A 14,135-nucleotide genomic window follows, 5' to 3' on the forward strand; every position below is an offset into this window, starting at 1 on the left:
AATTTTATGAAATTCTTTTACTCAAATCAAATAATTACGAGTAAAATATTTACATAGAGGTAAATAGTTATGCAGAATGTCGCTGAAAATATTAGGTCTTACTATGAAAAACTGCATCCTGGCGAAAAGAAAATTGCTGATTATGTGTTGTCGCACCAAGACTCGATCGTTGATGCCACGATCCAGACTTTATCAGAAAAAATCGGCATCTCGACAGCTTCGATCTCCCGTTTTACAAGACATTTAGGCTACCCCAACTTTCGTGATTTTCTCATCGCTTTGTCGGCCAGCAAAAAAACCGAACGATCGGACTTCTTTACCGAGATCGAGGAAGATGATGAAAGCGATCAAGTCGTGAAGAAACTATTCTCGGCCGGTGTCTCAGCATTAACAGCGACAGCCGCCAATTTGAAAGTGAAGGACTTAAATAAAGTCGTTGATTGGCTGGTCGATTCAGCAAAAATCGGCTTTTTCGGCATCGGCGGTTCTTCGATCGTGGCTTTTAATGCCTACCACAAATTTTTGAGGACAAATCTGAATATCGTCAGCCACCCGGACTATGATATCCAGATCATGCAGGCTGCTCATTTGACCAGCGATGATCTAGGCATCGTGATCAGCCATTCAGGCCGTAATCAAGACACGTTGCTGGTTGAAAACAAATTACGCGAAAACGGCTCTAAAATTGTTGCGATCACAGCTTTTCCAGAGTCTCCGATCGCAAAAAACGCCGATATCGTTTTGAATTCTTATTCCGAAGAAGTGAACTTTCGCGAAGAATCGATGAGCTCGCTCGTGGCGCAGATCACGATCATCGATACCTTATTCACGCTGGTGGGGCATCGGTTAAAGCAGGAAACCGATCAAGTGATCACCTCGATGCGCAAAGTGATCGAACAGACCAGAGTAAAAAAATAGCCGGCAGATCTTTGATCAAGCGGCTTTTAAAATGCAAAATTTAGTTGATGACTAACTGCTGAAGTTGACGGCGTAATTTGTCGTCGCAGGCGTAAATATAAAGACCGCGACGGCCGCGTTTAAGCAGCACATTTAAGGCGTTTAACATGATCTGCTGCTTGTCGGCAATTGAGATCTGCTGACCGGCCGGTGTTCTAAAAGCGGCATGATCCTCGTAACGAGTCGTATCGATCGTGATCTGTTTGGCCTGATCATCATAAGAGATCGAGGGCCCGATGATCACAGCTGCGTAATTCAGATCAAAACCTTGGATCGTATAAATCGAACCAACTTCATCGATCGTCTGATCACGCAGCGCCCAAGGCTCGCTGCCAACATCCAATTTGTCCCAAGGCAGACGAAAATCACCAGCCTGGACATACCAAGTACCTTTGCCCACCGTGTAAGGAAAATCGGTCGTTGCCAGCATACGAGAAAGCCCGACTTTGCGATTCTGATTTTTGATCTGCTGAAACATTGTTTGGGCATCTGTAAAAATACGAAAATCAAAAGCAGCACTGGCTACTTGCGGCAATATCCGTCGTTTGCGCGTCAGCTGATTGATCCAAAAGGCAATATGATCACCAGCGGCCTGCATGCGATACTGCTGTTTTAATTGAAAAGTCTCATGCGGATATGCTGCGATCAAGTTAGTCAAACGATCTGTGTTCCAATGACTTTTGTATTTGAGGACCTGATAGGGATCAAAAACCAAAACAACAACACGGCTATGTTTCATAATTTCCTGCAATTGATCGTTGCCATGAAATTTATTGTAATTGTCTGCTTGCGTCAACAGCAAGTGAGCCTCATCAATGAAAACAACGTCAGCAGTCAGCTGTTTTTTGGCCATGGTATTGATAAATGAGGTGGGTTTCATAAAACTGATTTTCTTAAGATTCGGATCATCTGCAGCCAGCTTGCGATAAATTTTCAGCATTTCGGCATGATTGACCAAGAGATAATTTTGCGTTTTATAGAGCGGCGACTCATTATCCTGCTGGCTGATCCGCTGCAGTTTTGCAAAAGCCCGCTGCAAGATCAGACTTTTACCCGTGCCGGCATCCCCTTGGATCACAAGAACGGCTGTCTGACCAGCATTGAGCTGTTCTTTGCTGAAACTCATGATTTTTTCAATCAGCTGCTGCTGTTCGGCCGATAATTTTTCCTGTTCATTCAATAAAAAAGCAGCTGCAGCGTGTTTTTGAAACTCACTCACTCGATCGACCTTTCATAAAATAAAAAATTGGTATAAAAAAACGTCTCTTGAAAAATCGTGAAAGCTCCCAATAGACGTTTGTTGGACAAATCAATAGCTGCTTGTTGAAGACGATGTTGACGATGATGAACCGCTGATCAGCATAGAGATCAAAGCAAAAATTACTTGGTAGATAATAAAGTAACTGCTCAGGACCCACATACCAACATAGAGCCAAGCATAACGCTTATATTGTCCCTTGACAGGTTTTGCAGGCGTCACAGGCTTCTTTGTTTTAGGATCCGTGATGAGCTTATCGGATTCAAGTCCGAGGCCATGGTTCTTGATCGAAATACCACCCCAGATCAAGAAAACAGCCAATGCCAAAAACATAAACTGCTGCAACAGAACATAGGTCCAATTTAAAATTTCATACCATAAAGTGCTAGTCATTTATAATTTCCTTTCAAACAACTTCTTCATTTTAACAAACGAGCTATTTATTACTTAAAATATAGATTAAGAAATTGCTTGATTTGAGTCGTATAAGCGGCCGGATGGTCGCCAAATCCTTGAACATGACCAGAATTAGCTGCGATCCAAAGTCGTTTGCGCGAATCGGGATCAGCTTTATACAACTGATAAACCATTTTAGTCGGCACATAACTGTCGGCACCGCCATGCATAAACAGCATCGGCCGCGTATTTTTTCTGATCTGTGCCAGCGTATCAGCCTGCGCATAAGAGTAGCCGGCAAAAATTTTAGAGATCAGACTGACAGTCGGTACGATCGGTTTGGCAGGCAAATTGTACATCTCTTTTCCCTGATAAGCGATTTCCGCTTCAGCACTCGTGTAGCCGGAATCTTCGATCAAGGCTTTAACATTAACAGGCAACTGGTCACCGGACATCATCGCTACGGTAGCGCCGCCCATGGAAATACCAAAGGGCACGATCTCAACCTTGGCATTTTTGGCGACTAAATAACGGATCCAAGCTTCAATATCACTTTTATCCAGCCAGCCGAAACCGACATAATGACCTTGCGACTGGCCATGCCCACGGTTGTCTACCGTCAAAGTATTGTAGCCGAGCTTGGCAAACATATCTACATAGGCTTTCATACCGCTTTTGTTTCGGCGAAAACCATGGATCACGATCACAGTTTTATTCGTCGTTTTTTGTGCAGGCAGGTAATAAGCGTCGAGTTTTAAAGCATCATGTTTCAAAGTGACTTTTCGGCCGGTCGCTTCGTAACGCTGCTGAAAATCTGCGACATCAGACTTAAGACTGGCCGGCACACCAACAGTTGTGTAATTTTTATCATTTTGCGTGTTTCGCAGCTCGGCCACACTGAAAAAATAAGCACAGGCGGCCAGATAAAGCACGAGCATAGCGATCACGATCCTAGTTAACCAACGAAGCATCTTTTTCAATATACCCTTTTCGATCATTTTTTTCTGGTATATGGTCGAAAAAGACGAACAGAGGTGCGCGTTTAATAAAGACCTCGTTCCTGATAAGATAGAGGCATGTTTCCAGAGAGACTAAGGGCGCTGCGGCGAGGCAAAGGGATCACCTTAAAAGAGCTAGCCAAAGCTTTAAATAAGAACTTATCCAAGGGTGAAGCCAAAAACACAGAATCCCAAATCGGTAATTGGGAACGCGGCGAACGAAACCCGAATTATTTGGAAGTCAAAAAATTAGCCGATTATTTTGATGTCTCGATGGATTATCTCGTTGGCCGTTACAATAATGATCAGCTGGATCTAGCCAAAGCCATGATCACGTCAGCTAAACTAACTTTTAACGACACACCTTTGGACAATAATGATAAATACGAAATCCTGCAGCTGATCTCAGGCTATCTGCATGCTCGCGGTCGTCGTTCAACTGGCGATCTGATCCATATCGATCATCAAGAATCACTGGATCTTTTTAATAATCAAAATGACCTTTAATTTAGAAAGCTACATTCCCCGTCTAAAAGCCTGCCGGGATTATTTTGCCAAAGTCTATCCGGTCAGCGATTTAATCGATGATCTGCTTTTTGCCGATCTGGCCATCAGTCAGCATCATCTGCCTGAAAAATTGCCTAAGCTGCTGCTGGACGATGCCATGATCACGGAAATTCAAGATTTTTTGGCCAAACAAATTACGCCCGACATGACAGAACTCGCTATTCAGCAAAAAGTTCGACCGGCCGAGGTCTTGGATGAATTATTGACTGATTTTCGTGATTATTTGATCGAGAAATACGGTATGTTTGCCTATATTTCAAAAGACTGGACACAAGATCTGCTTGCCTATTTAGATGGCCGCCGAGTCGTTGAATTGATGGCTGGCAACGGTTTTCTAACAGCTGGTATCCGTGAATTGAAAATGGATTATCCGATCACGGCTACGGATAATTTTGATTGGCAGATCATGGCGCACCCGATCGCACCGATCACAAAAGTCATCAGAATGGAAGCAAGTGCCGCGATCGAATATTATTTCCAAGAGACTGACGTTTTCCTATTGGCCTGGTCACCGCAGCACGCTAATTCCGACTGGTTGATTTTGAACTACCTGCGTGCCCATGATTTTTTCGTTCATTCTCGTGAATTGATCGTGATCGGTGAAAAAAACGGTGTGACGAATTCGAAAAAATTCTGGCAGCAGGCTCAATTATCAGTGCCGACAGCTTTAAATAAACATTGGCCGCAATTCGATCTGGTGAAGGACCAAGTCTTTAGTGTCCGATGATCTGGGCCAGTTTGCCCGCATAGGCCTGGATATAAGAGCCGGCAAATAAATGCGCATGCACCATCAAATAATAGAGCTGATAAAACATCAGCCGCTGGTCAATTCCCGCGTCAACAGGGCGTAGACTCTGATAACCAGCGTAAAAATCACGATTGAAGCCGCCAAAGACCGTCGTAATGCCAAGGTCGAATTCCGCGTCACCATAATAGACATCCGGATCGATAAAAATCGGTTCACCAGAGTCAGCATCGAACATAAAATTGCCTGACCAAAAATCACCATGCAGCAGGCTTGGCTGGCTGACATGATCGGTCAGCAGCAGCTTGAATTTGTTGACTGCTTGTTCGTAATCCCTGTCAGATACGACCCATTTGCCTTCTTGCAGCAGCAGGCCGCGTAAAACAGCCAGACGCTGTTCAACGAAAAAGTTGTACCAGTCCTTTTGCCAATGATTTATTTTCGCTGTTTTGCCAGCTGTAAAATCCCGATCAAAACCAAATTCCTGATTAGGGCTCGTGATCGCATGAACTTTTGCCAAAGCGCGGCCTAAAGCATACTGGTCGCCATCATTGACCGCATTTAGAGATTCTAGCAGCAGCCACTGGTCCTTTTTGACTTGGCCCATACCCAAGACCCGCGGTACTCTAACAGCCTGTGCAAGCAATTTTAAGCCATCGGCTTCATGCTGAAAAAAAGCCGCTACAGAATTCGGCTGAACTTTTAAAAAATAATGCTCGCCAGTTTCCGTCTCCAGCGAATAAGCCTGATTGATATCACCACCGCCGACCCTGTGATAACGTGTGATTTTTGAGTCGGTCGGTAAATCGATGTGTTGTAAAAAATTCTCATTAAGGCTAAACATACTTTTATCTTAATCAATTTGATCAACAAAAAAAGAGCAACCTCTCGGTTGCTCTAGTTTGGCTTTGCAGCTTTACGTTAGCTGCTAACGACAATTGTTACCAACTGTAACCACGTACTGTTAGTCCAGCAGCCTTGGAAGTTCCACAACATCCAAAGCGAAGGCGGAAAGTGCGTTCCTTGAGATTCAACTCAGCCAACCGTGTTTAGAAACGCGCCTTAGCTAACGTTTCCTCGACTCATCGCATCGCCAATAAGTATATCACGAATTTTTGATTTTAAAAGTCCGCAAAAGTTTAGTTAAGGGTTTGCCATCGTCATAATTCAACACATTTTTAGCGTAAATGCCCGATGCCAGCCAGATAAAAATGGCAAGGGCGGCCAGCTGCAAGGCAAAAGCGATCAAGCCGTCAACTGTCGAAGCAGAATTAACTGCCATACGCATCGGCATCAGCGACTGACTGAAAAGCGGAATAAAAGACATTATTTTAAAGAAAAGCGAATTAGCCGCAGTCGTTCCCATAAAACTCAGCGCATAAGGTATCAAGGCAACATACATCACTGTTGAGGTTGATTTTGGCATGTCTTCTTGGCGGCTGACCATTGAAGCAAAGACAGCTGCCAGCACAATATAAAGCAAAATCGCTGCAAAGGCCAGCAAGATCACGACCCCAGCGAAGCCAAAGCCTAACTGCGACCAATCGACCATATTCACATATTTAGCATAGCCAAAAGGACCTGCCAAGATGATCGCAGCAATCAAAATGACCGCATAAGCCGCTAATTGGACCAGTAACAGACCCGCGATCGCGATGATCTTACCGACAAAATGCTGGCGCGCTGGAACAGCTGCCAGCAGACTTTCGATGATCCGAGATCCCTTTTCCGTCCCGATCTCACTACCTGTAATTTGAATGTAGGTTGATAGAAAAATAAAAATTAAAATAACCGAAGCCTGAGAAACGCCATATCGTAGGCCGCTGTCAACGGCGCTGTTAGAAATTTTGGACTCTTTGACAGAAACATACCGCGTCTTAACATCAGCTGGCGCCGTTAAGTTCTGAACTTGCGCAGCCGATAGATGCATGCTGGCGATCGCTGTCTGTGTTTTCAAGCTCGTGATCGTCTGCTTGATCGAGTCGACATTAAAGCTCGTGTCAGCTTGAGAATTCGTGACAATTTGTGCCTTGGAATAGTCAGCGTTTAACGTGATATAAGCATCGATCTTTTGTTTGGCCAAGGCCGCTTTCGCCTGTTTCAGATTAGCTTCGCTGCGAACATCAGCCTGACTTTTTAAAGCATTTTTCAAAAGCGTCGTCTGTTTGGGCTGGCCAACAATACCGATCATTGAATTAGGATTAGCGCTGTTATCCGTGGCCTTGCTAGCAATAAAACCAATGCCAATACCGATCAGTGCAAAAACAAATGGTGCCAGCAGCATCCAGTAATAAGCCGGACTTTTTAAATTTTTTAAGAATACATTTTTAGCAACGATCCAAGTTTTAGTCATGCGTTGATCCCTCGCTCGCTGCTTCTATGATCGCGTCTTCACCGATCTTCATACGGAAAATTTCGTCTAAGGTCGGCGGCTGCTGATCAAAAGCTGTAATATAGCCGTTTTTTGTCGCTAAATAGAAAATTTCTTCACCAACTTTCGGATCAGCCAAGGACACTTCCAGACCGCCAGCTCGGGCTGTGATTGATGTCACACCTTTAATATCCAGCAACTGCTGCTGGGTCAGCGGTGATTCCAAATAAATTTTCGTGCGGCCAAAAGATTGACGCACATCAGCTGTTCGACCATTTAAAACAACGTGACCACGATTCAGCATAATGACCTTATCAGCAATCGCCGAAACATTATTCATATCATGCGACGAATAGATAATTGCAGCCCCTTTTTGCTTTTGGGCCACGATAATATCCAAAAGTACTTGAGCATTGACTGGATCCAAGCCGCTAAAAGGTTCATCTAAAATAATCAATTTCGGTTCATGGATCAAGGCTGTGATCAGCTGTACTTTTTGCTGATTGCCCTTGGAAAGTTTTTTGACTTTATCAGTCAGCTTGCCTTGAACATCAAAAAGATCCATCCAATCCTGCATTTTCGACCGAATTTCTTTTCTGGACCTACCATGCAGTTCAGCAAAATATAAGATCTGTTCGCCGACTTTGACATCCGGATACAAACCGCGTTCTTCAGGCAGAAAACCAATTTCGTTCATCGTCTGACTATTAATTTTCTCGCCATTTAATGTGATCGATCCAGAATCCAAAGTCAGAAAATTCAAAATCAGTTTAAAAGTGGTTGATTTGCCGGCACCATTTTGACCGATCAGTCCCAAAATCTGACCGGCATCCAATTCCCAAGATTCGTCAACGACCGCCTTAAGATCCGTAAAGCTTTTGTTGACGTGCTCAATTTTTAGCATAACGCTCCCTTATGATGGATTAATTCAACATAATAATATCATATCGATATCATCATAATAGCATAAAAAAATAAGTCATAAATGATCTGCGTTGTCCGTGAAATTTTGGGTATAAAAAAACGTCATTTCTTTTTGACGTTTTTAACAGGTTTTTTAGTTGCAGCCTTCTTTTTATCTTCAGCTTTTTCTTCTGCGGCTTCTTCTGGTTCGACCCAGTTCTTTTCAATCTCATAATCAGCTTGGATCTGCTGATCCAGACCAGACAGATCATCCAGTTGGATAATTTTCAGCTTGGATCTGCTGATTTTGTTTGACTCAAAAATCAAATACTGGAACAGCGGCACCTGTGCATCCGGGTGAATTAACTTCTTATACTCATTTATGTAGCGCAAAGGCAGTGCATAAGGCGCCAACTCTAAAGAAATTGTCTGGCCGTCATTTTCAATGCCGCCATTGATCTTAACTTCGCTGCGATTTATTTTGGCAGGATCAAAATTGCTTTCCAAAGTGTCGGCAACAGCTTGCGTGTAGCTATCGGTTGGAAAGCTCGTCAACGGATAGCTTTGATCAATTATTTGATCCAATATCGTTTGTCCTAAAATTTCTACCATCCCGTCTATACTAACAAAATGTTAGAATGTTGTTTGTGCAAAATACGAATTCGCAAGTTTCAAACAAATTAGATAAAGACCACATTTGCATCTTGATCGCGCTCGGAATGCTGACTTTTATGAGTGTTCTAGATGGGTCGATCGTGAATATTGCATTGCCGTCTATCTCCAAAGATCTACATATTCCTTTAAATCAAGCTACTTGGACCGTGATCGTTTATTTGATCGTGATATCCGGCCTGCTGCTGCTATTTGGCCGTATGGGCGATGTTTTCGGCAAAATTAAGATATTCAAAATCGGCACGGTCATTTTTACGATCGGGTCATTTTTGGCCGGCATTTCTGAATTCGGTCTGATATTCCTGCTGGCGGCCCGCGTGGTACAAGCAATCGGTGCCTCAATGGCCATGGCAACAAGCTTTGGTATTACAACTTCCAACTTTCCAGCCAGCATGCGTGCTCGCGCGATGTCGATCACAGGTATGTTCGTTTCATTGGGTGCGATCGCCGGTCCAGCGATCGGTGGTGCGATCCTCAGCCTGCTCAGCTGGTCTTATATTTTCTGGGTCAATGTTCCTTTTGGCCTCTTGACGATTCTGATCGGCATTAAGTATTTCCCTAAAGATACGATCGCACAGCCGGATGAAAAAATCGATTATACAGGTTCGATCCTCTTTTTCGCCTTTATTGCCATTTTCTTTTTAGCTGTCAACGCTGCTGAAGTGGTCGGTTTCCAAGACATTTTGGTTATTAGCGGCCTCGTCATTTCAATTCTGTTTTTAATTGCCTTTATAAAAGTAGAAAACGTGATCAAAGAGCCTATGATCAAATTGGAAATCTTTAAAAATCAGCTTTATTCAATCTCGCTGACGACGGCTTTTCTTGTTTTCGCAATTAACTCTTACACGAATATTCTCATGCCTTTCTACCTGCAGGATCTGCGAAAACTCACACCGGGTCAGACTGGTTTGATCCTGATGTGTTTTCCGATCGCGAATTTTATCTTTTCACCAATTTCCGGCTGGGCTGGCGATAAATTCGATAAAGAATTGATCACATTGATCGGTCTTGCCGGACTCACGCTGAGCCAGATCGGCTATCTATCTATCGGCGGTGCCTCTCCTTATTTATTGTTGGTCATCACTTTGATCGCAAACGGCATGTCATCAGCCATCTTCATGTCACCCAATAACGCACTGACTATGAGTACTGTCCCAAGGCCGCTGTTAGGCATTGCCGGGTCTGTGACAGCCTTAGCCCGGAATGTCGGCTTTATTGTCGGTAATACTTTTGCGACAACGATGCTCTTTATCGGTATGAGTCAATTGGCTGGATATCGTGTTGTCAATTATCTGCCGAAACATCCAGAATACTTTATTCAATCAATGCATTGGAGCTTTATCTTCGCTGCTTTGATGAGTCTGCTGGCCTTTGCTTTGACCCTCTACCGAATGTTAAAAAGGAATGCACTGCATAAGTACGTCGCCAGGAACTGAAGTTCCTGGTTTTTATTTGTCAGCTGATCCAAGCCTATAAAAATAAGTGCTTTAATGGAAACATGTATTATTTGAACGGCGATTACTACGAGCTCACGCTAAAACAAAAACTTTCTTATTTTTTCATCTCTCTGACGATCATTTCTTTCGGGAACGGCCTATCGATCGCTGCTGCGATGGGAGCAGCCCCTTGGTCAGCAGCCGCCGTCAACTTATCGAACATCACGCATTTGCCAACCATGCTTTTCCTAGCCATTGAGGCGATCTTTGCGGCTGCTGTTAACTTGCTATTGGTTGATCACATTGATTGGCACCGAGCTGCTGGCAATATGGTTTTTGGTCTCTTGTTCAGCGTCTTTGTCGCTGAATTTGCCAATTTTTTTCAACCTTTCATTGTCGGACTGCCTCTGATCATTAAAATTCTGATTGATCTGATCGGTATTTGGGCAATTGGTGTCGGCATTTCTATTATTCAGCGCACCAATTTTGTCATGCATCCCTTAGACGGTCTTACCAATCTGGCACGTTTTAAATTTTTCCATGGTTCGGCGCCACTAGGACAAATTTCAAACTTCATTGTAGCCGTCAGTATTTCCTTAGTCTGCTGGCTGGTCTCCGGTAAAATATTAGGTTACGGTATCGGGACACTTTACTGTTTTTTCTTGCAAGGAAATAATATTGCTTGGGGAGACCAGCACCTTTTCAAACATCTCCTGCATATCGATCCAACAAAACTATAAAAAAAGAACGCCAATTAAGCGATCTGCTTAATTTTTGTTCCAATGCTTTTCTGTGAAAGCTTCGCGTTGTGCATCCTGCAGTTTCATACGAGCCTGATTGTATTTGTAAAAATCTTGGTGATATGCTTCGGCATCCCAAAAGACTACAGCATCTTCGATTTTGGTCACGATTGGATCATTGGCAAATACTTTTGATTCAATCAGTTTTTGTTTGGAAGCTTCAGCAATTTGACGCTGTTTAGCCGAATTAACAAAGATAACCGGTCGATAATTATCACCACGATCTTGGAATTGGCCACCTGCATCAGTCGGGTCGGTCACCTGCCAATAAAGTTCGACCAAATCAGAATAGGTTATTTTTTCTGGATCAAACCAAATTTTAACGGCTTCTGTATGACCTGTTGAATGTGCTGAGACCTGTTCATAAGTTGGGTGATCAACGTGACCGCCCGTGTAGCCTGAACGAACTTTCACAATGCCCGGCAAGGAATCAAATGGTTCAACCATGCACCAAAAACATCCGCCGGCAAAAATAGCTGTTTGCGTTTTTTCTGCCATGATAAGCTCCTTTATTTAACGAATGGATTCCAAAAACGGCCGCCATTCACAAACAAAAGAATAACGCCAACTAAGATAATTAACAAGACTGCGGATAAAATGCCGTAGTCAACTGCCTTGAGCTGTTCAGAAAAATACCAGCTGCGTTTTTTCTTAGCGCCAAAACGCCTCAGTTCCATCGCTTGGCTAACTGACTCAATACGATCGATCGAACTCAATAATAGCGGTACTAAAATAGCCGAAGCACCCTTCAGCCGTTTCAGAAAACCAGCCTTTTTAGAAATTTCATTGCCACGAGCTTGCTGAGAAAGACTGATCTGCTGGTATTCTTTGGTCACATCCGGAATATAACGCAATGCCAGCGAGACTGAGTAGCTGACTTTGTAAGGAATGCCAATGCGATTCAAGCCCGAGGCAAATTCCGATGGATTAGTTGTCAATAAGAAGATCAGTGCTAAGGGTACGGCGACGATATATTCCAGTGAAACATTGACTAAATATAATAGTTCTTGGCTGGTCAACGCGTAAAAACCGCTGCCGAATAAGATAGTTTTTGATTGGTAAAGCTGAGCGCCATAATTCGGTGCCAATATGTAGATCATGAACAAATTGATCGCCATAAAGAAAAGAACTAGTTTAACCAAAGTCGAAACTTCCGAAAACTTTACCTGACTGGTTTTCAAAACGATCAAAGATAAAATAACGAGAAAAATCAGGAATCGTGTATCTAGTACGATCATTGAAATTCCCGATAGCAGCAAGAAAGCTAATAACTTTGTGGCGCCGCCAGCTAGATCAAGCCAAGTACCGCGATTTTGATAGGCCAGACTAAACGAAGTACTATTCATGATCGATCTCACTTTCGACCAGCCTTTGCGATAAGCGAATCGGGTCAACATCGGCAAAATTCGCTAGCTCATAAAGACTCGTTGGTGCTAGCGAAGCACGTTTCAACAATGCCAAATTGCTGAGTAGAGCGGCTGGGGTCTTATCAGCAATGATGTGACCATCGACTAAGGCCAAGGCACGGTCAGCGTACTCAAGCATCAAATGCATATCATGCGTGATCACAATAATCGAAGTCGCATATTTTTGATTCAGTGAAGCGACGAAATTCATTATCGAACGATAATTCAAATAATCCTGACCGGCAGTTGGCTCATCCAAGAGCAGTACTTTGGGCCTTAAAATCAAGACCGAAGCGATCGTGACACGTTTTTTCTGACCAAAACTCAAAGCTGAAACAGGCCAATGGCGCATCGTATCCAGACCAGAAATTTTCAAAATCTGTCTCACACGCCGTTCGGTCTCGTCTGGATCAACACCGCGCAGCTTTAAACCATAAGCCACCTCGTCAAAAACCAAATTTTGGCTGATCATTTGGTTAGGGTCCTGCAGCACATAACCGATTTTATCAGCACGTTCTTTCACTGAAAGATCATTTAAAATCTGACCATCAAGTGTTATTTTACCGGCATCAGCTTTCAAAAAACCTGTGACTAGGTTAGAAAAAGTTGACTTGCCCGATCCGTTTTTACCAACGATCGCTGTGATATCCCCAGCATAAAAATCCAAATTAAAATCTCGAAAGACTGCTTGATCTGCGTAAGAAAAAGAAAGATCCTCAACTGATAAGACTACTTTAGCTGATGGCTGGCTGCCCGCAGAAGGCTTCGTCCTCATCCAAGCTGACAATTTTTTGGAAACGACCACCTGATCAAAAGATTCAATATTCGTTAAATGATTTTCCTCAGCTAAATTAAAGCCTGCATGTCTTAAAGCAGTTAAATATAGCGGCTCGCGCAAGCCGATTTTATTGATGACACCTGTTTTTAAAACATCGTCCGGACTAGCATCGGCAATAATTTTTCCTTGATCGATGATCAATAGCTGATCAGCATCAATTTTCAGAGATTCCTCCAAGCGATGCTCAATAATAATAACGGTCAGGCCTAACTTTTTTTGCAGATCCGAAATTAATTTGATCGCCGTTCGACCAGAAGCCGGATCCAAATTGGCTAGCGGCTCGTCAAATAACAAGATCTTGCTATCAGAACTCAGCACGCCGGCCATACTGACACGCTGCTTTTGGCCACCTGATAACTCCTGTGGATGGTGAGCCTTAACTGATTGCAGATCCAGCTCATTGAGCCATTGATCGGTCTTTTTCAGTAACTGATCATGATCGGTATGTTCATTTTCCAATAAAAAAGCGACATCCTCAGCAACCGTCATACCAACAAATTGGGCATCGGTGTCTTGTAAAACCGTGCCGACAGCAAAAGACAGACGAAAGATATCCAGATCTTGGATATCTTCATCATTAATCATGATCTGACCGGAAATGTCGCCTGAAAAACTTTGCGGGATCAGACCGTTGATCAGATGACCGATCGTTGTCTTGCCCGACCCCGAAGGACCAGCAATAATAATTTTCTGCCCATAATCAAAAACAAAGCTAACATTATGCAATGTAGCTTGGCTTTGAATGCGATATTTAAAATTGACATTTTTAAAACTAATTGCTGGCATAA

The 14,135-nt window shown here is 43.3% G+C and carries 15 protein-coding genes; 5 read left to right on the forward strand and 10 right to left on the reverse strand.

The features are described from left to right. The first annotated feature begins 69 nt into the window (after window positions 1-69). Complete coding sequence (locus tag DLJ48_RS01830; RefSeq protein WP_128685387.1) at window positions 70-918, forward strand: MurR/RpiR family transcriptional regulator; 849 nt, start codon at window positions 70-72, stop codon at window positions 916-918. A 40-nt stretch (window positions 919-958) separates the two neighbouring features. Here DLJ48_RS01830 and DLJ48_RS01835 read toward each other — a convergent pair whose 3' ends face one another. The 3 genes from DLJ48_RS01835 to DLJ48_RS01845 all read right to left on the reverse strand — a co-directional run bounded on the left by DLJ48_RS01835 (window position 959) and on the right by DLJ48_RS01845 (window position 3,582). Continuing rightward, the gene (locus tag DLJ48_RS01835; RefSeq protein ID WP_128687056.1) at window positions 959-2,083 is read right to left on the reverse strand and encodes a DUF2075 domain-containing protein; all 1,125 of its coding nucleotides are present in this window, start codon (window positions 2,081-2,083) and stop codon (window positions 959-961) included. Window positions 2,084-2,266: 183 nt separating this feature from the next. Further along, window positions 2,267-2,608, reverse strand: a complete 342-nt coding sequence (locus DLJ48_RS01840; RefSeq protein ID WP_128685389.1) for a hypothetical protein — start codon at window positions 2,606-2,608, stop codon at window positions 2,267-2,269. A gap of 50 nt (window positions 2,609-2,658) precedes the next feature. After that, window positions 2,659-3,582, reverse strand: coding sequence for an alpha/beta hydrolase (locus DLJ48_RS01845; protein ID WP_128685391.1), 924 nt, complete (start codon window positions 3,580-3,582; stop codon window positions 2,659-2,661). A gap of 105 nt (window positions 3,583-3,687) precedes the next feature. Here DLJ48_RS01845 and DLJ48_RS01850 point away from each other — a divergent pair, with 105 nt between their 5' ends. Continuing rightward, window positions 3,688-4,116: a helix-turn-helix domain-containing protein gene (locus tag DLJ48_RS01850; RefSeq protein ID WP_128685393.1), complete on the forward strand. Its 429-nt coding sequence runs from the start codon at window positions 3,688-3,690 to the stop codon at window positions 4,114-4,116. Next, window positions 4,106-4,903 (forward strand): SAM-dependent methyltransferase, encoded by a 798-nt coding sequence (locus tag DLJ48_RS01855; protein ID WP_128685395.1) that lies wholly within the window; start codon window positions 4,106-4,108, stop codon window positions 4,901-4,903. The genes DLJ48_RS01850 and DLJ48_RS01855 overlap by 11 nt, the downstream gene beginning before the upstream one ends. Here the strand turns inward: DLJ48_RS01855 and DLJ48_RS01860 are convergent. The 4 genes from DLJ48_RS01860 to DLJ48_RS01875 form a co-directional block, all read right to left on the reverse strand. Further along, on the reverse strand, window positions 4,890-5,765 hold the full coding sequence (locus DLJ48_RS01860; RefSeq protein ID WP_128685397.1) for a fructosamine kinase family protein: 876 nt from the start codon (window positions 5,763-5,765) through the stop codon (window positions 4,890-4,892). The two genes, DLJ48_RS01855 and DLJ48_RS01860, sit on opposite strands and share 14 nt — an antisense overlap. A 261-nt stretch (window positions 5,766-6,026) precedes the next feature. Then, window positions 6,027-7,274, reverse strand: a complete 1,248-nt coding sequence (locus tag DLJ48_RS01865; RefSeq protein WP_128685399.1) for an ABC transporter permease — start codon at window positions 7,272-7,274, stop codon at window positions 6,027-6,029. Beyond that, window positions 7,267-8,196, reverse strand: a complete 930-nt coding sequence (locus DLJ48_RS01870) for an ABC transporter ATP-binding protein (protein ID WP_128685401.1) — start codon at window positions 8,194-8,196, stop codon at window positions 7,267-7,269. Before DLJ48_RS01870 ends, DLJ48_RS01865 begins: the two co-directional genes overlap by 8 nt. Window positions 8,197-8,318: 122 nt before the next feature. After that, window positions 8,319-8,807 (reverse strand): hypothetical protein, encoded by a 489-nt coding sequence (locus DLJ48_RS01875; RefSeq protein WP_243148635.1) that lies wholly within the window; start codon window positions 8,805-8,807, stop codon window positions 8,319-8,321. 107 nt (window positions 8,808-8,914) lie between these two features. Between DLJ48_RS01875 and DLJ48_RS01880 the strand changes: the two genes are divergently transcribed. After that, on the forward strand, window positions 8,915-10,303 hold the full coding sequence (locus DLJ48_RS01880; RefSeq protein ID WP_243148690.1) for an MFS transporter: 1,389 nt from the start codon (window positions 8,915-8,917) through the stop codon (window positions 10,301-10,303). Window positions 10,304-10,365: 62 nt separating this feature from the next. Next, window positions 10,366-11,043: a DUF6198 family protein gene (locus DLJ48_RS01885; RefSeq protein ID WP_128685405.1), complete on the forward strand. Its 678-nt coding sequence runs from the start codon at window positions 10,366-10,368 to the stop codon at window positions 11,041-11,043. Window positions 11,044-11,070: 27 nt separating this feature from the next. On the opposite strand, the gene msrA is transcribed toward DLJ48_RS01885, so the two are convergent. Genes msrA through DLJ48_RS01900 form a run of 3 tightly spaced genes read right to left on the reverse strand, consistent with a single transcriptional unit; the run spans window position 11,071 to window position 14,133 of the window. Beyond that, window positions 11,071-11,601, reverse strand: coding sequence for a peptide-methionine (S)-S-oxide reductase MsrA (gene msrA, locus DLJ48_RS01890; RefSeq protein WP_128685407.1), 531 nt, complete (start codon window positions 11,599-11,601; stop codon window positions 11,071-11,073). An 11-nt stretch (window positions 11,602-11,612) separates the two neighbouring features. Then, window positions 11,613-12,449: an energy-coupling factor transporter transmembrane component T family protein gene (locus DLJ48_RS01895; RefSeq protein ID WP_128685409.1), complete on the reverse strand. Its 837-nt coding sequence runs from the start codon at window positions 12,447-12,449 to the stop codon at window positions 11,613-11,615. Further along, the gene (locus tag DLJ48_RS01900; protein ID WP_128685411.1) at window positions 12,442-14,133 is read right to left on the reverse strand and encodes an ABC transporter ATP-binding protein; all 1,692 of its coding nucleotides are present in this window, start codon (window positions 14,131-14,133) and stop codon (window positions 12,442-12,444) included. Before DLJ48_RS01900 ends, DLJ48_RS01895 begins: the two co-directional genes overlap by 8 nt. Between the last annotated feature and the right edge of the window lie 2 nt (window positions 14,134-14,135).

Origin of the sequence: Oenococcus sicerae (genome assembly GCF_004102045.2) — a bacterium.
In the GTDB taxonomy this organism is placed as follows: domain Bacteria; phylum Bacillota; class Bacilli; order Lactobacillales; family Lactobacillaceae; genus Oenococcus; species Oenococcus sicerae.